The organism is Rhodococcus sp. 11-3, assembly GCF_023704055.1.
Lineage (GTDB): Bacteria > Actinomycetota > Actinomycetes > Mycobacteriales > Mycobacteriaceae > Rhodococcus > Rhodococcus aetherivorans.
This window is the reverse complement of record NZ_CP080406.1, coordinates 2912638-2932447: the sequence shown is the minus strand read 5'-3', so window position 1 is coordinate 2932447 and position 19810 is coordinate 2912638. Positions and strand designations below refer to the sequence as shown.

Sequence of the window (19810 nt, the reverse complement as noted above, 5' to 3'; positions counted from 1 at the left end):
GGGTACGAATGGTGTCAGTTCGGATCATCCCAGTCGAGGCCCGTGGCAAGGTCGCGGAATGGTCCAGCTCGGTCGAGCCGAGCAAACTCCGGCTACCTCGTCAGAAGCCGGTAGAACTCCGCATCGTGTCCGTGTGCCGGCAGAGGACCGACATCACTGCGTGTGACTGTGGCCCGGCGGAGAGGGGTTCGGTGCGGGTGGCCGCAGGAGTTCGGCGCGGGTGCCGGGCATGCCGCTGTGACCCCGTTCGGTGCATTTGACCGCCAGGACCTGATTGACCCCGAGCCGGTTCGCCGCAAATGCCAACGCCGAGCCGGCCATGTACAGCCGCCATACTCGTGCCCGCCCGGCGCTGCTGTGAGCCACCGCCTCGTCCCAGTTCGACTCCAGGTTCGCCACCCAGGCCCGCAGGGTCGTCGCGTAGTGCTCGCGCAGCGACTCGACGTCTCGCACCTCGAAACCGGCCCCTTCGAGCGCCTCGATCATCGTCGCGAGCGGCAAGATCTCGCCATCGGGGAACACATAGCGATCGATGAACGACGTTTTCGAGAACTCGGCGAGGGATTTGCCCGGTCGCCGCGAGATCGCGTGGTTGAGCAATCGTCCCTGCGGGCGTAGCAGCGCGAACAGGTCCGCGGCATAGGTCGCCAGCATCGCAGCGCCGACGTGCTCGGCCATGCCGATGCTCGAGATCGCGTCGTAGGGGCCGTCGGTGACGTCGCGGTAGTCCTGGACCCGGATCTGCACCAACTCGCCCACGCCCGCGTCGACCATCCGTTTGCCGGCGTAGTCCGCCTGTTCGTGGGACAGGGTGACACCGACGACGTGCGCGCCGTAGTGACGTGCCGCGTGCAGCGCGAAGGTCCCCCACCCGCAGCCGACGTCGAGTACCCGCATCCCCGCGGTCAGGCCGAGTTTGCGGGCCACCAGATCGCATTTGGCGTACTGGGCGGCGTCCAGATCCTCGCTCTGCGCCGCCCAGTATGCGCACGAGTAGGTCATCGACTCTCCGAGCACGAGTCGATAGAAGTCGTTGCCGACGTCGTAGTGGTGGCTGATCGCGGCGGCGTCACGCCCCTTGTCGTGCCGGCGCCCGCGCACCGGTTTCATCTCCTCCGCCGGCGGCCGCGGGGGCGGGCCGAGGATCCCCAGGCGCAGCGCCGCTTTCACCACCGCCGTCTTCGTGTGCCCGTCGATCCGGACACCCGGGCCGCGGCTCGGGTCCGACACCTGCTCCAACACGTCCAGACCGGCGAGCAGGTCTCCCTCGATGTCGATGTCACCGGAGACGTAGGCCCGAGCGAAACCGAGGTCGTTGGGCGCCCACAGCAATCGCCGTAGACCACGCCTATTGACCAGGTGCACCCGCCAGGGCGCGTCCGCAGGCCCACTCCGGCTGCCGTCCCAACACCTGATCCCGACCGGAGCCTGCGCGCCCAGCACCGCACGAACCAGCGGCGCCACCGTGTCAGCGACCGTCATACGCACCTCCGTCACAGTTCGGGCCCGACCACCATCGCGACTGCGCGTTCCCGCTGCTCGCCGTGACGCTCAGGGCCTGTCAACCCGCACCCGCGTCCCGCAACGCCACCTCGTCGACAGTATCGATGGAACCCCCCTCGCCGCACACCATTACACCAGTCTCCGTATCACCACACCGGCTTCGCCGAGCTTGCACACCTCGTCGACCACCGGTCCAGCACCCCAGGCTTCGCCAGGGCAGCCCTCGACCCGCGCCGGCTGTGGCCGATAGCGCTTCGGGCGAGACGGTGGCCGAACGTATTCGTGCGCAACCCGTTCGAGCCGGGTCGCATGAAGTCACCCCGCGCCGAGTAAGGGCGTGGAAGGATGGCCTCACGCACAACCGCGCTCCGTGTGCACAGCCAGCCCCATGGGACCCGAAGGTCGAGTCGTCTGCCCAGCAGAAGACGTAATCGAAGGAAAACCATGACCACACCCGGCGGTATCACGATCGATCCGGCACTCGTCGATCTGTACAAGGACCTGCACCGGCATCCCGAGCTCGGATTCCGAGAACACCGCACCGCCGCGATCGTGGCCGACCGGCTGAGGGCATCGGGATTCGAGGTCACCACCGGCGTAGGGAAGACCGGCGTAGTCGGCGTCCTGAAGAACGGGCCGGGGCCGACCGCGCTGCTGCGGGCGGACATGGACGCCCTTCCCGTCCGGGAGGACACCGGGCTCGACTACGCCAGCACCGCCACGGCCACCGACGAGCACGGCGGCACGGTGCCGGTCGCTCATGCGTGCGGCCACGACCTGCACACCACCTGTCTGCTGGGCGCGGCCCGAATTCTCGCTGCCGACCGGTCCGGCTGGACCGGCACCCTACTGCTGGTGTTCCAGCCCGCCGAGGAGCTGGGCGCGGGTGCGCAGGCCATGGTGGACGACGGGCTGTTCGACAGATTCCCGAAGCCGGACGTCGTGCTCGGTCAGCACGTGGCGCCCCTGCCGGCCGGCAAGATCGCCGGACATCCCGGCCCGTCGTACGCGGGCTCGGATTCTCTGCGGGTGCGGCTCGTCGGAAGGGGTGCGCACGGATCGATGCCGGAGGCGTCGGTCGATCCCATCGTGTTGGCCGCCGCCACGGTGTTGCGTCTGCAGACCGTCGTCTCCCGGGAGATTCCGAGTACCGCGACCGCGGTGCTCACCGTCGGGTCGATCCATGCCGGTGACGCCGCGAACGTGATTCCCGGGCACGCCGAGATCCAGTTGAACATCCGCAGTTACGACACCGCCGTGCGCCGCCGCATCCTCGACAGTGTCGAACGCATCGTGCGCGGCGAAGCTGCCACGGCCGGCGCGCCGGAGGACCCGACCATCACCGAGATCGAGCGCTTTCCGGTCGTCACCAACGACGCGGACGCGTTGCGCACGAGCCTCGAGGCCTTCGCGACCTGGCTGGGGCAGGACAACATTCTCGATCCGGGAGCCGGCGCCGGAAGCGAGGACGTCGGCATTCTCGCGACCAGCGCCGGGGCGCCGCTCTCCTACTGGCTTCTCGGCGGCGCCGATCCGTCGCTCTTCACCACCGGTGACATGACCGATCCCGCGCTGCTCACCGTCCCGTCCAACCATTCACCCCATTACGCCCCTGTCATCGAACCGACGCTGCCGATCGGGGTCGCCGCGTTGGTGACCGCTGCCCGGACGTGGCTGCCGTCGACTCACTGACCGTCCGCAGCACCGGTCTCGGTGCGCCCGCAATGCCGAGGTGCTCTGGGGAGAGGATCGATGCATTGGTGTCTTGACGGGTCAGGGCACCGGGAACTGCACCGATGACTTGGCGGCGACGAAAGTCGCGAACTCGGTGTTGACGCGTTGGTGCTGCGGATCGGTCATGTAGTCGGTGAGTGCCTGTTGGTCACGGAAGACCGCGGCGACGGCGTAGTCCGCAGTTCCCGGCCGCAGGCGCAGGTCGGCACCGTGGTGGTAGGACTCGATACCCGCGCAGGAGTGGGAGACGGTCTCGAGCGCGTGGGCGAGCGCGTCGATGGTCTCCGATGTGGTGCTCGGGGTGAAGGTGAAGGTCACTACGTGGGCGATAGGCATGGCCGGTGGTTCTTTCCGGGAGTGGGCGGGTTCGGCAGTGCGGCCCGGGCGCGACAGTGTCCTCAGGCGGGTTGAGGTCCTCAGGCGGGTTGAGCTTCGAGTTGGTGCAGCGGTGCGCCGGTGGCTCCGCGCACCCACTCCTCGGCGACACCGGGTGCGCACTCGCGCAGGACCAGGCCGTCGTCGGTCACGTCGATCACGGCGAGGTCGGTGATGATCCGCTGCACCACGCCCTCTCCCGTGAGCGGCAGCGAGCACTCCGAGACGATCTTGGGGTTGCCCTGCTTGTCGGTGTGTTCCATGAGCACGATGACCTTGCGGGCACCGTGGACGAGGTCCATCGCCCCGCCCATGCCCTTGACCATCTTGCCCGGCACCATCCAGTTCGCCAGATCGCCCGTAGCGGAGACCTCCATGCCACCGAGCACCGCGGTGTCGATGTGCCCGCCGCGGATCATGCCGAAGCTCAGCGCCGAGTCGAAGAACGCCGCGCCCGGGTTGACGGTGACCGTTTCCTTACCGGCGTTGATCAAGTCCGGATCGACCGCATCCTCGGTCGGGTACGGTCCCGTTCCCAGGATCCCGTTCTCACTGTGCAGGGTGACCTTCACGCCCTCGCGCAGGTAGTTGGGGATCAGCGTCGGCAGGCCGATACCGAGGTTGACGTACTCCCCCGGCGACAGCTCCTGAGCGGCCCGGGCCGCCATCTGCGTGCGCGACCAGCCGACGGACTGTGTGTCCACACTCACGGTCATCTCAAGCACCCTTTCCGGCCGACACGGTCCGCTTCTCGATCTGCTTGTCCTGCACCCCGGTGTGCACGATCCGGTTGACGAAAATCCCCGGCAGGTGCACTTCGCCCGGATCGATCTCGCCCGGCTCCACCAGCTCCTCGACCTGCGCGATACAGATCCGGCCGGCCATCGCGGCGAGCGGGTTGAAGTTCATCGCGGCCTTGTTGAACACCAGGTTGCCCTCGGTGTCGCCCTCGAGCGCGTGCACCAGCGAGAAGTCCGCCGTGATCGACTCCTCGAGCACGTACCGCTTGCCGCGGAACTCGCGGATCTCCTTCGGCGGGGACGCCACCGCGACCGATCCGTCGGCGTTGTAGCGCCACGGCAGACCGCCCTGCGAAACCGGTGTCCCCACCCCGGCGGGGGTGAAGAAGGCGGGAATGCCCGCGCCGCCGGCCCGCAGCTTCTCCGCGAGGGTCCCCTGGGGCGTCAACTCCACCTCGAGTTCACCCGACAGGTACTGCCGCGCGAATTCCTTGTTCTCCCCCACATAGGACGAGACCATCCGGCGTACTTTTCCGCGAGTGAGGAGCAGGTCCAGTCCGTGGCCGGTCGCGCCGCAGTTGTTGGAGAAGACCTCGAAGTCGTCCACGTCGCGATCGGCAAGAGCACCGATCAGGACATCTGGAACACCGGAGACTCCGAATCCTCCCACCGCCAGCGCGGCCGACGAGGGAATGTCTGCCACCGCTTCGGCTGCGGAGGCGAACACCTTGCCCGCGCACAATAATTCGACGCGATCGGTCATCTTGGATCAGCCTTTGCTCGAGTGCGCGCCGGTCATCAGGGCGGCAAGATCTTCGGGTTCGAGGAACGACGGCGGCAGCGGGGGTCCCCACGAGTACAGTGCTGCCAGGCCGTGGAGCACCTCCGGGGTCCACACCTCGTCTTCGGGGATGCAGTCCATGTCGGAGTAGTACTCGGAGTAGTTGCCGGCGGGATCGCGCAGGTACCAGAAGAAGTTCGAGCCGGCGTAATGCCGTCCCAGTCCCCAGGCGTGCCGTTCCGGATGTCCTTCGAGCATTCCGTAACCGCCGCGTCCGACTTCGTCGATGTCGTCGACCTGCCAGCTGGTGTGGTGCAGGAAGTTCACCGGCGAGGCCTGGACGAGCACGTTGTGGTGATCGGTGGAGCAACGCATGAAGGCGGCCGTGTCCCCGACATAATCGCTGACCTTGAACCCGAGGCCTTCGGTGAAGAACCTCCGCGTCGTCTCGTAGTCGACACTGCCCAGCACGGCGTGACCGAGCTTGCGGGGACGGACCGGCCCGGTGCGCGAGGAGAAGGGCGCGCGACCGGTGCGGTCGATCCGTCCGGGCCCGTTGTACGGGGTGGCCGGTACCGGGGGCACGACGATGCGCGAACGCACCGAGACACGCACTCGGGTGCCGGTGGCCGGTTCCACGGCCACCAGAGAAGACTCTTCGTGCACCACCGGCACACCGAGCTCGGCCAGTCGCCGGGCGATGGAAGCGATGTCGTCGGGATCGTCCGCAGCAATCTCGAGTTCGACCAGCCGACGGATCGGTGCATGAACGATCTCGAGTTGCTCGCCACCGTTCTGGGTGGCGAAGATGCCGCCACCGCGGTGGTCTAGCCCGAATTCGGTGTAGTAGGAGATGTTTTCGTCCACATTGGGCACACCGATGGTGACTTTGCCCAGTCCGTGCAAGGCCATGACAGTTCTCCTGTTACTTCGCGGCGGGACCGGCGACGAACCGCTGGTGCAGTTCACCGATGCCTTCGATCCAGCTGTCGAGGGTTTCGCCGGGCTGCAGGAAACGCTTCGGGGTGCGGCCACCGCCGACGCCGGCAGGGGTTCCGGTGAAGATGACGTCGCCCGGGTACAAGGTGACGGTTTGCGATAGGGCGGCGATCAGCTTGCCGACCGGGAAGATCAACTCGCGGGTGCGGCCCTTCTGCATCTCCTCGCCGTCGATGCTGCAGCCCAGCTCCAGATCGCTCGGATCGGCGAACTCGTCCGGGGTGACCAGCCACGGACCCTGCGGGGAGAATCCGGGGAACGACTTTCCGAGTCCGAATTGCGGTGCGGGTCCGCGCAACTGGGTGACTCGTTCGGAGATGTCCTGCCCGACGGTCAATCCGGCTACGTGGTCCCACGCATCCTGCTCGGCGATCTGGAAACCTTCGCGGCCGATGATCGCCACGAGTTCGATTTCCCAGTCGACGTTACCGCCGGCGGGAATGGTGACCTCGGTGTCCGGGCCGGAGAAGCTCGAGACGTACTTGGTGAAGACCGGCGGGAGCTGGCTCGGCGCCTCGAAACCCGATTCGGTGGCGTGAGCGGAATAGTTCAGGCCGACCGCGAAAACCTGGCGCGGGGCCGGGGACGGCGCCTCGAGCGTTGCCCGCTGCACCGGGGTGGTCTGCTCCGTCGAATCCACATCCGAAGCCCAGGAGCGGAACTCGTCCCAGGTGTTGTAGATCGACGGCAGGTCCGGACCGAACCGGCCATCGCTCGCAGTGGCGATATCGATGGCGTGCTCGGCACCGCGCTCTCCGACGATCAGAGCGGCGCGACCGGCAAGGTTGGCAATACGCATGAGAGGCATCTCCTGAAATTGTGTGAGGAACCCGGGGCGGTGCGGGGTCAGGCTGTCGGAACAGGGGTGGCGACAGAGATCGGAGCGAGGGCAGCGTGGTACCCGTGGACAAGGTCGGTGAGCCGCTCCGGGGTGGCAGCGGTGCCGAAGACGTAGTGGTCGGGCCGGAGGAGTACGCAGGCGATCTGCTGGTCGGTGAACCATCGCGACCATGCGTGAGTGGAATCCTCGAGATCGCAGCCTTCCGACCCGATCGTGAACACTCGCACGTGCGCCGCATCGAGTAGGGACCGATGCGTTTCGCCGATCCGGGCAGCAGCCGCGGCGTCGGACGTCAGCAGAACCGCGCCGTAGCCGACGACGTCGTCGAGCAGGGCGGTGTACCCCTCGGCAGTCTCCACCGGGAACTGCGGAGCATGGGTTCCCGCGAGTCCGGCGAGGCCCTCGGCCGTGGCCACGATCCCGGACCCCAGGACCGGCTGCTCGGTGATGGGCAGAACCTTGGCCGGATCTGCTCCCCCGGCGAGCATGCGGGCGTCACGTTCGGCAGCCAGCTCCGGGTCCAGGACGCAGATGACGTTGCCGAGGGCCACCGACATCGCGATTGCGTACTGCAGGTGTCGCGTCCGTTCGGAGGTGTAGCTGTCGAGCAGCGCCGGGCCGGACCGGCCGCTCAGAACACGGTCGAGCTTCCACGACAGGTTCGCCGCATCGCGCATGCCGGAGCACATGCCCTGGCCGGCGAACGGAGGCATCTGGTGGGCGGCATCGCCGGCCAGGATCAGTCGGCCCTTGTTCCATGCGTCGGCCCACCGGGCACCGAAGGTGTAGACCGCGTGCCGCTCGAGATCGGTGTTCTCCGGGGTTCGCCCCCAGGCTGCGAGCAACTCCCACGCCTTGGCGGGGTCGTTGAGGGAGTCGCGTGTTTCCCCCGGCAGTCGCATGAACTCCCAGCGTCGCCGTCCCGGTCCGCCGGACACCACGGTGGTGGGTCGCGCCGGATCGCACATCTGCCAGTTCTGCGGCACCGGGTCTACGTCGTCCCAGCCCGGCGGTGCCCAGTCGGCTTCGTCGTGAGGCTTCGTGTCCACGACCAGCCAGTCGAAGAAGAATCCCCGATCGACCATGGAGACACCCATGCGCTGGCGGACGAAGCTGTTCGCCCCGTCGCATCCCACCACGTATCGGGCACGGATCCGGCGTTGCTTGGTCACCGCGCTGGTGTAGGTCACCAGCACGTCGTCGTCGGTTTCGTGGATCTGTACCACCTCGGCGCCGCGCCGCAGCCGCACATTGGGCATGGCGGTCACCGCGTCGGCGAGCACCTGTTCGAGCTCGGGCTGGGAGAAGAAGGACGTACCCCAGCCGCACGGGCGGTCGAGCTCCCACGGGATCTTCACCAGTGTCCGGCCTTGGGCGTTGCGCCACTCGTACGAGTCGTGCACCGGCTCGGAGATGGCCTTGACCTCGTCGCTCAGTCCCATGGACTGGAAGGCGCGTCCGATCTCGTCGTCGAAGACCACGGCCCGGGGCAAACCGTAGGGCTCGGGCCAGCGCTCGAGGATCACCACGTCGTGACCTTGCAGGCCCAGCAGCCGTCCGACGGCCAAGCCCACCGGACCGGCTCCGACCACGACCACATCGTGCAGTTCAGGCTGCATTGCCGAGGTCCTCTCGTTTGGAAGGGGAATGGTGCGGATCACCCTCGCACCAATTGAGCATGTTGAATATGCTTAATACTGTGACGTGATCTGAGTCTCATGTCAAGAGGTCTGAGAGAATCGGGCATGATGAATTGCGATCGAGTACGAAAGAGCAGGTAGAGGGCATGACCACTCCACAGCCGGACCTGCAGGTACGAGGGTCACTGACCCGGCCGGAGCAGGCCGCCCTCGCGATAGGCCGTCTCGCCGAGAGCGCCGAGCCCGGCGCGCGCCTCGGCACCAAGCAGGAACTACAAGAGCGCTGCGGGGTTTCGAAAGGAACCTTCAACGAGGCCCTGCGTTTGCTGCAGGCCCGGGGCCTGATCACCGTCCGATCAGGTCCGGGCGGAGGCCTGTTTGCCGCAGAGCCCACACCTGCCGTACGGATCGGCAACGCCATTCTGGCCCTCGATCGAACGGAAACCTCCGTCGACGACGCGGTACGGATCCGCAGCGCACTGGATCCACTGTTGATCGACGACGCCATCCAGTTCGCCGGCCGCGCCGACATCGCCCGGATGCGTCAAGCACTCGACGAAATGAGCCGATCGGTCGAGACCGAGGACGTGCTGACCTTCCTGCGCGCGAATTGGGATCTGCACGCCGCCATCGCACGCACCAGCCCCAGCCGGGTACTTCGATCGGTCTATCTCAGCCTGCTCGACGTGCTTGCCTCGCATACTGTTTCAGCCGACCCTGTCGACGGTCGGACCCTGGCCGAGGTGCTCGCCGAACGCTTGGTGCTACATTCCGATATCGTCGAAGCTCTTGCAGGCAAAGACCTTTCGCGCGCCCAGGAACTTATCGCTGTCCACAATCAGCGCTGACTCCATCCAGCCCTCCAGAAGGAGCCATTACGTGCAGGCAGCAGTTGTCCATCAGTGGGGCGGTCCCGAGCAACTCGTCCTCGAAACCGTGGCCGATCCCACCCCCAGCCCGGACCATACCGTCGTCGAGCTCAAAGCCAGTGCCGTCAATTGGCACGACATCCTTGTCCGCCGCTCCGGCCGCGGATTCCCGCTTCCTCGCATCCTCGGCATCGACGGTGCCGGAATCCGGCGCGACACCGGTGAAGAAGTGCTCATCTATCCCGGCTTGAACTGGGGCGACAACCCCGCTGCCCCATCGGCACAGTTCTCGATCCTCGGTGACGACACCGACGGCACCTACGCCGAACTCGTCTGCGTACCTGCCGCCAACCTCTTCCCCAAACCTCGCCACCTCGGCTGGGAGGAAGCCGCGGCGCTGCCGGTCGGTGCGCTGACCGCATATCGCGCGATCGTTACCCGGGCCGGCCTGCGCCCCGGCGACACCGTTCTCGTCCTCGGCGCCGGCAGCGGCGTGTCCACCTTCTCGATCATGATCGCCGCCACCCTCGGCGCCACCGTGCTGGTCACCTCCTCGAGTACGGACAAGATCGAGCGGGTTCGCGAGCTCGGTGCCACCGACGGAGTGCTCTACACCGACCCGAACTGGCCCCGGCAGATCATCGACGCGACAGGTGGCGTCGATGTCGTCGTCGACGGTGTCGGCGCCAACCTCGACCAGTCCCTTTCCTGCCTCAAACCCGGCGGCCGTGTCGTCGTCTTCGGGGCCACCGCAGGCACAGTCGGGAACATCGACATCCCTTCCCTCTACTTCGGGCAGCACACCATCCTCGGATCGACTCTCGGCACCCGAGACGAGTTCGGCCGGATGCTCTCGCTGTTCGATGCCCATCGCCTCCGCCCGGTGATCGACTCCTTACGTCCTCTGACCGATGTCCGGGCTGCCCACGAACGCATCGAAAGCCGTGCCCACTTCGGCAAGCTGGTCCTGTCCATCGATTGAGGACGGAGTTCGTCGATCTCGGGCGGGCCATGGAGCGTTTCGTCAGATCAGCGGGGTGACCTGCTCATCGATGTCGAGCAGCGCTCGTCCGTACGCCTCCGCACTGATGGACGGGTTGACCACTGCGTGACGCGAGCCGGTCTCGAGATCGCGCAACTTCAGCTGCAGCGGGCTGCCTTCGGCGAAACTGCCGGCGCCCTGCACACTGAGCAGCAAGTCTATTTCTCCCGAGTCATGGAAAGTGACTCGAGTTATGGGAAGTCCTCGAAAGCGACGACCTCCGAGTGTCGTTACGAGTCGCGCCTGGACTCCCACAGCCCGATCACGTTGCCCTCGGTGTCGGCGAAGTACGCTGCGAATCCCATGTCGCCGACGGGCATTCGCCCCGTCACCGTCTTCCCGCCGAGGGATTCGATCCTCTGCAGCGCGGCGTCGATGTCCTCGACGTCGACGGTCACGACGGGACTCTTCAACTCGTCGCGTCGGAACATGCCCCCGTTGATGTACCCGGGTTCGGTGGAGGTGCCGGTCTCGTCGACGGGACCGGTGGTGACGAGGGTGTAGTCCATGCCGGGGACGTCCGCGAGCGACCATCCGAATGCGTCGCGATAGAAGGACCGGGCGCGGTCACCGTCGTCGTAGGGGAGCTCGAAGTGCACGATGCGTCCTGCCATGACGTTCGCCTCCTGTGCGACCGGAACGACCGGGTTTCAGCGTAGCCTCCGCGAACTGGTGGACCCGCCCGATCGAGGTCGATCGGCGCTAAGCCATCGCTAAGAGGATGCGGGTGTACTCGACCGTGACAGCCCGGTCGAGCGAGGAAGAACCATGCACGAGAGCACGTTGACCGTCCACCTCCGGGCGGTGCTGCAGTTGACGCAGACGCAGATCCAGATCTTGGCGGCGCGCCGGGAGCGCACGGCCGACCCGGTGCGCCTGCGGGAGATCGCGGACGATCTGGAGCACGCGCTCGGCTACCGGGACGCTCTGGAGCAGGCCCTCCAGGATGGCGGCGCGCCGGCCGAGCGCCCGTCGGCGCGGGCCGCGCGCCTGAGTCGCTGCGTGGAGCAGATTGCGACGTCCGGCGACGGGCGCCGGGTGGCGGTGCTGGAACGGGTCCTGCACGAGCAGCTGGTGGACCGCACCCGGGCGCTGGCTCGACTCACCGCGGCCGGCGACCATCGGCCGGTGCACTACTGGGCACGGCGCTACCTGGCGCACTGCCGGAGCCTGGGCGAACCGCAACCGGCCGGGGGCGACGAGCAGTGGTCCGTCAGGTCACGGTGACGGTCATGCTCCGCTCGTCCGCCGACATGTGCTCGGCCCGCTGCAACTGGAGCGACACCGGCCAGGTGCCGGGCCGCTTGGCGCGCAGGTAGAGGATGCGTTCGCTGCCGGCGCCGGGGAGCGGATTCCGGGACGGTACGAATCGCACGTCGCTGAGCAGGAGACCCTTGCCGATGTGGGTCGGGCACCAGGTGTAGTCGCGGGAGGTGTTCTCCGGCAGGTGCAGTTCGATGGTGTCGCCCACGGCGACCTGCAGGTCCCGGGGTCCGGTCGTCACGTGCCTCATTGGACCAGAGTACGGCGGCTTTGTGATCTATGTCACTATCGGGAGCGATCCGGGGGCCTCGTTCGTCGGAACACGTGCCGGGGGTCCGCGAGGCGGGTACCCGGACCACCGAGATGGGAATCGACCAGGGAGTGGGAACACATATGGCCGCATCGGTGTCAGACGAGTTCGAGATCGAGGCGACGCCCGAGCAGGTGATGCGCGCGTTGACCGACATCGAGCGCATCCCGGAGTGGTCGTCCTCCCACAAGGACGTGCAGGTCGAATCGCGGCACGACGACGGCCGGCCCCGCGTCGTGCGCATGACGCTCGCACTGTTCGGCATCTCGGACACGCAGGTGATCGAGCACGAGTGGACCGAGGAGTCCACCTCGTGGACGCTGATCGAGAGCGAGATGCAGCACTCCCAGGACGGCGAGTACCGCCTGACCCGCACCGAGCGCGGGACGCGCGTGCGGGTGACGATGTCCACCGACCCGAAGATCCCGGTGCCGGGCTTCATGCTCAAGCAGGGCCAGAAGCACGCGGTGAAGACGATCCGCAAGGGTCTGACCGAGTTCGTCCTGCGGCACTACGCCTGACCCGGCAGCCTGACCCGGCACCAGGTCCGGCACGCCACCCGCCCACAGTCTCGGCACGCCGAGCCGCCGGCGCGTCGTGCGCGCCGGCGGCTCGTCGCTTTCCCGGATCAGCTCAGGTGGTGGACCTCCTGAAGCCCGTACACCGGCGTCGGGATCCCCTCGTGCCGGGCCTTGAGCTGCAACGCCAGGTACAGCGAGTAGTGCCGCGACTGGTGCAGGTTGCCGCCGTGGAACCACAGGCCCTCCTGCCGGGTGGGCTTCCACATGTTGCGCTGCTCGCCCTCCCACGGGCCGGGGTCCTTGGTGGTGTCCGACCCCAGGCCCCAGCACTTGCCGACCTTGTCGGCGACGTCCTGGCCGATCAGGTCCGCCGCCCACCCGTTCATCGAGCCGTAGCCGGTCGCGTAGACCACCAGGTCGGCCTCGAGCTCGGTGCCGTCCTCGAGGATCACGCTGTTCTCGGTGAGTTCGCGGACGCCGCCGTGGGCCAGCTTGATCTCGCCGTCGGCGACGAGTTCGGCGGCACCGACGTCGATGTAGTAGCCGGACCCGCGGCGCAGGTACTTCATGAACAACCCGGAGCCGTCGTCCCCGAAGTCGAGCATGAACCCGGCCTTCTCGAGCCGGGCGTAGAAGTCGGCGTCGCGCTCCCGGATCGCGTTGTAGACGGGAATCTGGAACTCGTGCATGATCCGGTACGGCAGCGACGCGAACGTCAGGTCGGCCTTGGCCGTCGTCATCCCCGCGGCCAGGGCCCGCTCGGAGTACAGGTCGCCGAGGCCGAGGTCCATCAATGAGTCGGATTTGACGATGTGCGTGGACGAGCGCTGCACCATCGTCACGTCGGCGCCGACCTCCCACAGCGCGGCGCAGATGTCGTGCGCCGAGTTGTTCGCGCCGATCACCACGGCCTTCTTGCCCGCATACGCGTCCGGCCCGGGATGCTGACTGGAGTGGTGCTGGTCCCCGCGGAACCGGTCCATGCCGGGGAAGGTCGGGATGTTGGGCTTGCCGGACATGCCGGTGGCGAGCACCAGCTGCTTCGGCCTCAGCACGACGGGTTCGCCGTCGCGGACCACGTTCACGGTCCACTCGCCGGTCGCCTCGTCGTACGACGCCGAGGTGCACGTGGTCTTGGACCAGTAGGGCACCTCCATGACCTTGGTGTACATCTCGAGCCAGTCACCGATCTTGTCCTTGGGCGCGAACACCGGCCAGTTCTCGGGGAACGGCATGTACGGCAGGTGGTCGTACCAGACGGGATCGTGCAGGCACAGCGACTTGTAGCGGCCGCGCCACTGGTCGCCGGGCCGGTCGTGCTTGTCGAGCACGAGCGCGGGCACGCCGAGCTGGCGCAGGCGGGCGCCCAGGGCGATGCCGCCCTGGCCGCCGCCGACGATCACGACGTACGGCTGGGTGGTGTAGCCGAGTTCGCGCTCCTCGGCCTCGCGCTTCTCGGACCAGGTGACGCGGTTGCGGTCGGCGCCGTGCTGCACGCCCTTGGGCCGGCGGACACCCTTGCTCTCCTCGTGCCCCTTCAGCTCCTGCATCGTGGTGAGCAGGGTCCAGGCACCCTCGTCCTTCAGCCGCAGGTGCCCGACGCCGCGGCCCACAGCGGTCTCGAACGCGATCCAGGCGCTGACGACGCCGCCGTCCTCGGTGGGGGGCTCGGTGGTGCGGAACCCGCTGGGGTCGGCGTCGTGCAGCCGCGCACGGAGCATGTCGGCGACACCTTCCCGGCCCTCGACGGTCTTGAGGTTCCAGGTGAAGGCGACCAGGTCGCGCCAGAAGCTGTCGGTGGCGAACATGCCCGCGGCGGCCTCGACGTCGCGCGCGGCGAGGGCGGCCTCGAAGTCGGCCAGCCACGCGTCGACCCTCTCCTGCGGTCCGGTGATCGCGGCGTCGGGTGGGGTCAGTGTGTCGGTCATTGCGTGCTCCTCGTCCTGAACTGTTGTGATACAGAGCACACCGCACTGCAGGTGGGTGCGGCCAGCGTTGCATCGTGTTGCACCCTGCGGCACACCGCTGCACGGACCCGGACGTCCGGCATAGACCCCGCTCGCATCCCGGACGAACCGTCACAAACCCGGCGACGGTTCGTCCGGGATGCGAGGGTGGAGCGGTGAGAAACGGACATCCTCGCCCGGCGGCGGTCGCGGCGGGCCTCGCCGTCGCGGTGTCGACCGCCGTGGGATGCGCGCCGACGATCGACTGCGGCGCCGCGATCACGCCGCTGCACGAGCCGGTCGGCGCGTGCCTGCGATTCGGCGTGAGCACGCCCGGCGGCCCGACCGCCGTCGACGAGTTCGAACGGGTCGCCGAGATCGCGGGCACTCCCCCGACCGTGGTGCTGTCGTTCTCCGACTTCGCCTCGCCGCCGCCCGTCGCGGGGCTCGCCGCCGTGCGGCGGCTGGGCGCCGACCCGATCGTCACGTGGGAGCCGTGGCGCTGGCTCGGCGACGGGCGGTACGAGCGCGGCGAGTTCACGATGGCGTCGATCGCCGCGGGCGTGCACGACGACTACCTCTACCGCTGGGCCGACGAGCTCGCCGCGTGGGGTTCGACCGTCTACCTGCGTTTCGCGCACGAGCCGAACGGGACCTGGTACCCCTGGAGTCCGGCCGGGGGGACACCGCCGCACGTCTACGTCGCCGCGTGGCGTCACGTGCACGAGTTGTTCGCGTCGAAAGGGGTGGCCAACGTGAAATGGGTGTGGGCTCCGAACGTCTCGTTCGAGGGCAGCAGCATGATCGCGGACCTGTACCCGGGGGCGGAGTATGTCGACGTGGTCGGGGCCGACGGATACAACTGGGGCGCCACGCAGCCGTGGAGCCGCTGGACGTCGCCGCGGGAGCTGTTCGAGGAGACCCTCGACGAGCTCGGCCGGATCGCGCCGGGCAAGCCGATCGTGGTCACCGAGGTGGGCAGCACCGACGTCGGCGGGTCGAAGCCGGACTGGGTCGGCGACCTGATCTCCTTCCTCGACGACCGGACGGATGTGGCGGCGTTCGTCTGGTTCGATCACGACAAGGAAACCGACTGGCGGCTGGCGAGCACCCCGGAAGCGGCTGCCGCGCTGGCGGAAGCCCTGCAGAGGGGGCAGCGCTGACATGACGACCGACGCCTCGCACCTCCCCGACGACCTCGAGGACCAGCGGGTCCGCGACCTCGAACGGCTGGAGATCCTCGACACGCCCCGAGAAGACCGGTTCGAGCAGATCACCCGCATGGCCCGACACGTGTTCGGGGTGCCCATGGCGAGTGTGGCACTGCTCGACCGGGACCGGCTCTGGTTCAAGTCCCTCCAGGGGCTCGACCTCGTACAGGTGCCGCGCGAGGAGAGCATGTGCAAGACCACGATTGCTCGCACCTACCACCATCCCGGCGATCCGACGCTGATCGTGGAGGACGCCTCCGCCGACCCCCGGTTCGCCGGCATTCCCGGTGTCGGCGGCGCCGACGGCGTCCGCTTCTACGCGGGCTACCCGTTGTACGGTCCCGCGGGTCATCCCGTCGGCACGTTCTGCATCTACGACACCGAGCCGCGGACACTCGACCCCGACCAGCTCGACGCGTTCGCCGAACTCGCCGAATGGGCGCAGCGGGAACTGCAACGCGCCGACGAACTCGATCGCGCCGCCGCGATGCAGGCCCAGCTGCTGCCGCGCCCGTTGACCGGGCTGCCCGGATTCGAGGTGCAGGCCGTGTGCATTCCGGCGTTCGTGGTCGGCGGCGACTTCTACGACCACTACCGGTTGCGCGGCGGGCTGGTCGTCACCGTCGCCGACGTGATGGGCAAGGGCCTCGGCGCGGCGATCCTGTCCTCGGCGGTGCGCTCCACGTTCCGCGGCGCGTCCCGGGTGATGGAGCGGTTCAGCCACGCCGAGGCGTGCAGCGTCCTGGACACGGGCGCCGCGCTCGGCGCCGCCGCCGAGAACCTCACGGACGACTGCGAACACACCGGCACCTTCGTCACCGTGTTCCATGCCGCCGTCGAGTTCGCCACCGGGTCGGTGGACTACGTCGACGCCGGGCACGGCCTGGCCGCGATCCGCCGTCGCGACGGCTCCGTGGTGCCGCTGGCCGGCACCGGGCTACCCGTCGGCGTGCTCCGCGAGACGTCGTGGCAGGCGCAGTGCACGCGCCTCGAACCCGGTGACACGCTGGTGATCTGCTCCGACGGGCTGCTCGACCTGCTCGACGAGCACAGCGACCGGGAGGCCCTGTACCGGTTCGTGGCCGACCATGCGACGCCGCACGACCTGACCGAGGCGGCGCGGGCGCTGGCCGAAGGCAACCCACCGATGGACGACGTCACCGTCGTCGCCGTCCGTCGCTGCGAGGACGCATGAATGCGGCCGGTGCGGACCGCTACCCGTCGCCGGGCCTGCGGATCCTGATCACCGCGACGGTGCTGCTCGGCGTGAACTACGTGGTGTGGCGCTGGCTGTTCTCCGTCAACTGGTCCGCGTGGTGGATCGCGGTGCCACTCGTCGTCGCCGAGACGTACAGCCTGATCGACTCGATGCTGTTCGGGCTCACGATGTGGCGGTGGCGCCGGCGGGCCGCGCCGCCGGTCCCGCCGGACGGGCTGACCGTCGACGTCTTCATCACCACCTACAACGAGCCGGTCGACCTGGTGATCGGGACCGCCGAGGCGGCGGCACGCATCCGGTATCCGCACGAGACATGGATCCTCGACGACGGGGAGCGGCCCGAATTGGAGCGCGCCGCAGCCGAACTCGGGGTCCGGTACATGACGCGGGCGGCCAGCTGGACGAACAAGCCCCGGCACGCCAAGGCGGGCAACCTCAACAACGCCCTGCTGCACACGCACGGCGAGTTCATCCTCGTCCTCGATGCCGACCAGGTGCCCGACCCGGAGATCCTGCACCGCACCCTCGGCTACTTCGAGGATGAGCGGACGGCCCTGGTGCAGACACCGCAGTACTTCGTCAACGTGCCGGACTCCGATCCGCTGGGCAGCCAGGCCCCGCTGTTCTACGGCCCGATCCAGCAGGGCAAGGACGGCTGGAACGCCGCCTTCTTCTGCGGCTCGAACGCGATCCTGCGCCGCGAGGCGCTGATGCAGCTGGGCATCACCGGCTACGTCCGTGCCGTCGAGGAGGGCGTGGTGCGGGCGCTGCGCACGGCCGGCAAGGTGCTCGACCGGGCGCGATCCGAGGTCGGTGCGAACCAGCCGGAGGTTCTCGCCGCCCTCGATTCGGTGCGGGTGGCCGTGCGCACGGCCCGCGCGGCCGTCCGGCAGGGACAGCCGCTCGCCGAGGTGACCTACCGGTTCCAGCAGAGCGTGGACGAGGCCGCGCGGGCCGTGGTCGACGCGGACGCCGGATCGATCCGCGCAGACCTGGAGGCGATCGCCGCCCTGACCGCCACCCCCGGGTCCGACGCCGACGGAGTTCTGCTCGACGAGACGACATTGTCGCGCCTCGCAGACCGCGAGTGGTCGCCGCTCGGGGCACTCGAGTCGATCCGCACGATGATCCGCGCCGTCGACGTCAGCCGCGACGACGAGGCCGAACCGACGCTGGCGCTGGCAACGATCTCGGTGACCGAGGACATGGCCACGTCGATGCGCCTGCACGGGGTGGGCTGGAAGTCGGTCTACCACCACGAGGTGCTCGCGCACGGTCTCGCGCCGGAGGACGTGGGCACGATGCTCACCCAGCGGCTGCGCTGGGCGCAGGGCACGATCCAGGTGATGCTGCGGGAGAATCCGCTCGTGCAGCGAGGATTGACGATCCCGCAGCGGCTGATGTACTGGGCGACGATGTGGAGCTACCTCGCGGGTTTCGCGGCCGTCGCCTACATCGCCGCGCCGGTGATCTACCTGATCTTCGGAGTGCTGCCCGTGCAGGCCTACAGCTGGGACTTCTTCGGCCGGCTCATCCCGTTCCTGCTGTTGAACCAGCTGCTGTTCTTCGTGGTCGGTCGGGGCACCCCGACCTGGCGGGGGCAGCAGTACAGCCTGGCGCTGTTCCCGGTGTGGATCAAGGCGTGCTGGACGGCGTTTCGCAACGTGTACCTGCACAAGCCCCTCGACTTCGCGGTGACCCCGAAGACGCGGCAGGGCCGCGCCACGCTCCCGTGGGGCAAGGTGCGGTACCAGATCGCGGCCATGGCGCTGCTGGTGATCGCGTCGGTGGTGGGCGTGGTGCGCTTGTATCTGGGCGCGAGCTCGGTGCTGGGCGTCGGCGTCAACCTGTTCTGGGTGCTGTTCGACCTGGCGATCCTGAGTGTGGTGATACCGGCGGTCCGCTACCGCGGGCCCGACATGGAAGGAAGACGATGACGCACTTCGCAACCCGCACCACCGGCTCGGACGTGGTGGTGGTCCGGCCCGAGGGCCGGCTGAACATGGTCGCCGCACCGCGGCTGCGGGAACAGCTGCGCGGCCTCGTCGAGGGCGGGTCCGCCCGCGTCGTCGTCGACCTCGGCGCCACCGAGTTCATCGACTCGTCGGGGCTCGGGGCGCTGGTGTCGGGGCTCAAGGCCGCCCGGCAGGCCGGCGGGGACCTGCGGCTGGCGGCGCCCACGGCGCAGGTGCGCAGCGTGCTGTCGCTGACGAGCCTCGACCGCGTGCTGCGCACGTACGACTCCGCGGACGCCGCGTTCGATGGCGACTGACCCCGGCGCGGGATCTTGGGCCCTGACGACCGTCACGGGCGCCGACACGCTCACCGACGTGCACGCGCTGATCGAGAAGATGATGTGCGCGGGGCAGGTGGAGGACGAGGATCGCTTCCCGTTCGAGATCGCGGTGGCCGAGATCGCCGCCAACATCGTCGAGCACGCAGGCGACGGCGCTCCGGTCACGATGCGGCTGGAGCTGCGCCTGTCCCCGGACCGGATCGAGGCCTGCTTCCACGACGACGGCCGGCCCGCGCGCGTCGACCTCGAGACGGTCCGGATGCCCGGGGACATGGCCGAGCGGGGCCGGGGCCTGGCGATCGCCCTGGCGGCGCTGGACGAGTTGTCCTACCGCAGGCGGGGCGGCAGCAACCGGTGGATCCTCGTGCGGGAACGGACCGACCCGGCATAACCGCGCACCGGTCCGCCCGGGGCCGGCCACGCGACCGGCCCGGCGTCCGCCCTCGCCGCGGCGACCGAGATGCCGACTTTGTCCGGACCACCCCCGTTAACTTCCCGTTAAGTCGACTCCCACGCGACC

21 protein-coding genes are annotated in these 19810 nt (G+C 68.3%); 10 read left to right on the top strand and 11 right to left on the bottom strand.

The annotated features are described in order from the left end of the window. Window positions 1-153 precede the first annotated feature (153 nt). A complete protein-coding gene (locus tag KZJ41_RS13985) occupies window positions 154-1482 on the bottom strand; it encodes a cyclopropane-fatty-acyl-phospholipid synthase family protein (protein WP_006930689.1) in 1329 nt (442 codons plus the stop codon). Between the two features lie 465 nt (window positions 1483-1947). Here KZJ41_RS13985 and KZJ41_RS13980 point away from each other — a divergent pair, with 465 nt between their 5' ends. Continuing rightward, on the top strand, window positions 1948-3195 hold the full coding sequence (locus tag KZJ41_RS13980) for an amidohydrolase (RefSeq protein WP_006930687.1): 1248 nt from the start codon (window positions 1948-1950) through the stop codon (window positions 3193-3195). A gap of 81 nt (window positions 3196-3276) precedes the next feature. On the opposite strand, the gene KZJ41_RS13975 is transcribed toward KZJ41_RS13980, so the two are convergent. The 6 genes from KZJ41_RS13975 to KZJ41_RS13950 all read right to left on the bottom strand — a co-directional run bounded on the left by KZJ41_RS13975 (window position 3277) and on the right by KZJ41_RS13950 (window position 8592). Then, the gene (locus KZJ41_RS13975; RefSeq protein ID WP_037200865.1) at window positions 3277-3573 is read right to left on the bottom strand and encodes a Dabb family protein; all 297 of its coding nucleotides are present in this window, start codon (window positions 3571-3573) and stop codon (window positions 3277-3279) included. Between the two features lie 80 nt (window positions 3574-3653). Then, window positions 3654-4328, bottom strand: coding sequence for a CoA transferase subunit B (locus KZJ41_RS13970; RefSeq protein WP_006930685.1), 675 nt, complete (start codon window positions 4326-4328; stop codon window positions 3654-3656). A gap of 1 nt (window position 4329) precedes the next feature. Then, window positions 4330-5115, bottom strand: coding sequence for a CoA transferase subunit A (locus KZJ41_RS13965; RefSeq protein WP_006930683.1), 786 nt, complete (start codon window positions 5113-5115; stop codon window positions 4330-4332). A gap of 6 nt (window positions 5116-5121) precedes the next feature. Further along, on the bottom strand, window positions 5122-6045 hold the full coding sequence (locus KZJ41_RS13960; RefSeq protein ID WP_006930681.1) for a VOC family protein: 924 nt from the start codon (window positions 6043-6045) through the stop codon (window positions 5122-5124). 13 nt (window positions 6046-6058) lie between these two features. After that, window positions 6059-6931: a fumarylacetoacetate hydrolase family protein gene (locus KZJ41_RS13955; RefSeq protein WP_006930679.1), complete on the bottom strand. Its 873-nt coding sequence runs from the start codon at window positions 6929-6931 to the stop codon at window positions 6059-6061. A 47-nt stretch (window positions 6932-6978) separates the two neighbouring features. Continuing rightward, window positions 6979-8592 carry a bifunctional 3-(3-hydroxy-phenyl)propionate/3-hydroxycinnamic acid hydroxylase gene (locus KZJ41_RS13950; protein WP_006930673.1) on the bottom strand — a complete coding sequence of 538 codons (1614 nt, stop codon included), beginning with the start codon at window positions 8590-8592 and terminating at the stop codon, window positions 6979-6981. Between the two features lie 167 nt (window positions 8593-8759). Here KZJ41_RS13950 and KZJ41_RS13945 point away from each other — a divergent pair, with 167 nt between their 5' ends. Together KZJ41_RS13945 and KZJ41_RS13940 are read left to right on the top strand one after the other, a co-directional pair. Continuing rightward, entirely contained in the window at window positions 8760-9461 is a 702-nt protein-coding gene (locus KZJ41_RS13945) for a FadR/GntR family transcriptional regulator (protein WP_006930667.1), read from the top strand. Then, window positions 9403-10464 (top strand): zinc-binding dehydrogenase, encoded by a 1062-nt coding sequence (locus KZJ41_RS13940; RefSeq protein ID WP_306430617.1) that lies wholly within the window; start codon window positions 9403-9405, stop codon window positions 10462-10464. The genes KZJ41_RS13945 and KZJ41_RS13940 overlap by 59 nt, the downstream gene beginning before the upstream one ends. A gap of 42 nt (window positions 10465-10506) precedes the next feature. On the opposite strand, the gene KZJ41_RS13935 is transcribed toward KZJ41_RS13940, so the two are convergent. Together KZJ41_RS13935 and KZJ41_RS13930 are read right to left on the bottom strand one after the other, a co-directional pair. Beyond that, window positions 10507-10680 carry a hypothetical protein gene (locus tag KZJ41_RS13935; protein ID WP_006930663.1) on the bottom strand — a complete coding sequence of 58 codons (174 nt, stop codon included), beginning with the start codon at window positions 10678-10680 and terminating at the stop codon, window positions 10507-10509. A 74-nt stretch (window positions 10681-10754) separates the two neighbouring features. Beyond that, entirely contained in the window at window positions 10755-11138 is a 384-nt protein-coding gene (locus tag KZJ41_RS13930; RefSeq protein ID WP_006930662.1) for a VOC family protein, read from the bottom strand. Between the two features lie 154 nt (window positions 11139-11292). On the opposite strand from KZJ41_RS13930, the gene KZJ41_RS13925 reads away from it, so the two are divergent. Further along, a complete protein-coding gene (locus KZJ41_RS13925; protein WP_006930659.1) occupies window positions 11293-11751 on the top strand; it encodes a hypothetical protein in 459 nt (152 codons plus the stop codon). Here KZJ41_RS13925 and KZJ41_RS13920 read toward each other — a convergent pair. Then, on the bottom strand, window positions 11738-12037 hold the full coding sequence (locus KZJ41_RS13920) for a protease inhibitor I42 family protein (protein ID WP_040271220.1): 300 nt from the start codon (window positions 12035-12037) through the stop codon (window positions 11738-11740). The genes KZJ41_RS13925 and KZJ41_RS13920 overlap by 14 nt on opposite strands. Window positions 12038-12180: 143 nt before the next feature. Between KZJ41_RS13920 and KZJ41_RS13915 the strand changes: the two genes are divergently transcribed. Beyond that, window positions 12181-12618: an SRPBCC family protein gene (locus tag KZJ41_RS13915; protein WP_006930655.1), complete on the top strand. Its 438-nt coding sequence runs from the start codon at window positions 12181-12183 to the stop codon at window positions 12616-12618. A 107-nt stretch (window positions 12619-12725) separates the two neighbouring features. On the opposite strand, the gene KZJ41_RS13910 is transcribed toward KZJ41_RS13915, so the two are convergent. Beyond that, the gene (locus KZJ41_RS13910) at window positions 12726-14546 is read right to left on the bottom strand and encodes an NAD(P)/FAD-dependent oxidoreductase (protein ID WP_168579606.1); all 1821 of its coding nucleotides are present in this window, start codon (window positions 14544-14546) and stop codon (window positions 12726-12728) included. 194 nt (window positions 14547-14740) lie between these two features. On the opposite strand from KZJ41_RS13910, the gene KZJ41_RS13905 reads away from it, so the two are divergent. Genes KZJ41_RS13905 through KZJ41_RS13885 form a run of 5 tightly spaced genes read left to right on the top strand, consistent with a single transcriptional unit; the run spans window position 14741 to window position 19681 of the window. Next, entirely contained in the window at window positions 14741-15727 is a 987-nt protein-coding gene (locus KZJ41_RS13905) for a glycoside hydrolase family 26 protein (protein WP_251550919.1), read from the top strand. A 1-nt stretch (window position 15728) separates the two neighbouring features. Next, complete coding sequence (locus KZJ41_RS13900; protein ID WP_006930649.1) at window positions 15729-16970, top strand: PP2C family protein-serine/threonine phosphatase; 1242 nt, start codon at window positions 15729-15731, stop codon at window positions 16968-16970. After that, window positions 16967-18931, top strand: a complete 1965-nt coding sequence (locus KZJ41_RS13895) for a glycosyltransferase (RefSeq protein ID WP_102800290.1) — start codon at window positions 16967-16969, stop codon at window positions 18929-18931. Before KZJ41_RS13900 ends, KZJ41_RS13895 begins: the two co-directional genes overlap by 4 nt. Further along, a complete protein-coding gene (locus KZJ41_RS13890; RefSeq protein WP_006930645.1) occupies window positions 18928-19266 on the top strand; it encodes an STAS domain-containing protein in 339 nt (112 codons plus the stop codon). The genes KZJ41_RS13895 and KZJ41_RS13890 overlap by 4 nt, the downstream gene beginning before the upstream one ends. Next, complete coding sequence (locus KZJ41_RS13885) at window positions 19256-19681, top strand: ATP-binding protein (protein WP_006930643.1); 426 nt, start codon at window positions 19256-19258, stop codon at window positions 19679-19681. The genes KZJ41_RS13890 and KZJ41_RS13885 overlap by 11 nt, the downstream gene beginning before the upstream one ends. Window positions 19682-19810: the final 129 nt, after the last annotated feature.

Excerpts from the sequence above, each read along its gene's own strand:
- KZJ41_RS13945 (WP_006930667.1), top strand. The coding sequence starts at position 8,760 with ATGACCACTCCACAGCCGGACCTGCAGGTACGAGGGTCACTGACCCGG.
- KZJ41_RS13925 (WP_006930659.1), top strand. The coding sequence starts at position 11,293 with ATGCACGAGAGCACGTTGACCGTCCACCTCCGGGCGGTGCTGCAGTTG.
- KZJ41_RS13895 (WP_102800290.1), top strand. The coding sequence starts at position 16,967 with ATGAATGCGGCCGGTGCGGACCGCTACCCGTCGCCGGGCCTGCGGATC.
- KZJ41_RS13970 (WP_006930685.1), bottom strand. The coding sequence starts at position 4,328 with ATGACCGTGAGTGTGGACACACAGTCCGTCGGCTGGTCGCGCACGCAG.
- KZJ41_RS13920 (WP_040271220.1), bottom strand. The coding sequence starts at position 12,037 with ATGAGGCACGTGACGACCGGACCCCGGGACCTGCAGGTCGCCGTGGGC.
- KZJ41_RS13965 (WP_006930683.1), bottom strand. The coding sequence starts at position 5,115 with ATGACCGATCGCGTCGAATTATTGTGCGCGGGCAAGGTGTTCGCCTCC.
- KZJ41_RS13975 (WP_037200865.1), bottom strand. The coding sequence starts at position 3,573 with ATGCCTATCGCCCACGTAGTGACCTTCACCTTCACCCCGAGCACCACA.
- KZJ41_RS13900 (WP_006930649.1), top strand. The coding sequence starts at position 15,729 with ATGACGACCGACGCCTCGCACCTCCCCGACGACCTCGAGGACCAGCGG.
- KZJ41_RS13985 (WP_006930689.1), bottom strand. The coding sequence starts at position 1,482 with ATGACGGTCGCTGACACGGTGGCGCCGCTGGTTCGTGCGGTGCTGGGC.
- KZJ41_RS13950 (WP_006930673.1), bottom strand. The coding sequence starts at position 8,592 with ATGCAGCCTGAACTGCACGATGTGGTCGTGGTCGGAGCCGGTCCGGTG.
- KZJ41_RS13885 (WP_006930643.1), top strand. The coding sequence starts at position 19,256 with ATGGCGACTGACCCCGGCGCGGGATCTTGGGCCCTGACGACCGTCACG.
- KZJ41_RS13980 (WP_006930687.1), top strand. The coding sequence starts at position 1,948 with ATGACCACACCCGGCGGTATCACGATCGATCCGGCACTCGTCGATCTG.
- KZJ41_RS13960 (WP_006930681.1), bottom strand. The coding sequence starts at position 6,045 with ATGGCCTTGCACGGACTGGGCAAAGTCACCATCGGTGTGCCCAATGTG.
- KZJ41_RS13890 (WP_006930645.1), top strand. The coding sequence starts at position 18,928 with ATGACGCACTTCGCAACCCGCACCACCGGCTCGGACGTGGTGGTGGTC.
- KZJ41_RS13910 (WP_168579606.1), bottom strand. The coding sequence starts at position 14,546 with ATGACCGACACACTGACCCCACCCGACGCCGCGATCACCGGACCGCAG.
- KZJ41_RS13915 (WP_006930655.1), top strand. The coding sequence starts at position 12,181 with ATGGCCGCATCGGTGTCAGACGAGTTCGAGATCGAGGCGACGCCCGAG.
- KZJ41_RS13930 (WP_006930662.1), bottom strand. The coding sequence starts at position 11,138 with ATGGCAGGACGCATCGTGCACTTCGAGCTCCCCTACGACGACGGTGAC.
- KZJ41_RS13955 (WP_006930679.1), bottom strand. The coding sequence starts at position 6,931 with ATGCGTATTGCCAACCTTGCCGGTCGCGCCGCTCTGATCGTCGGAGAG.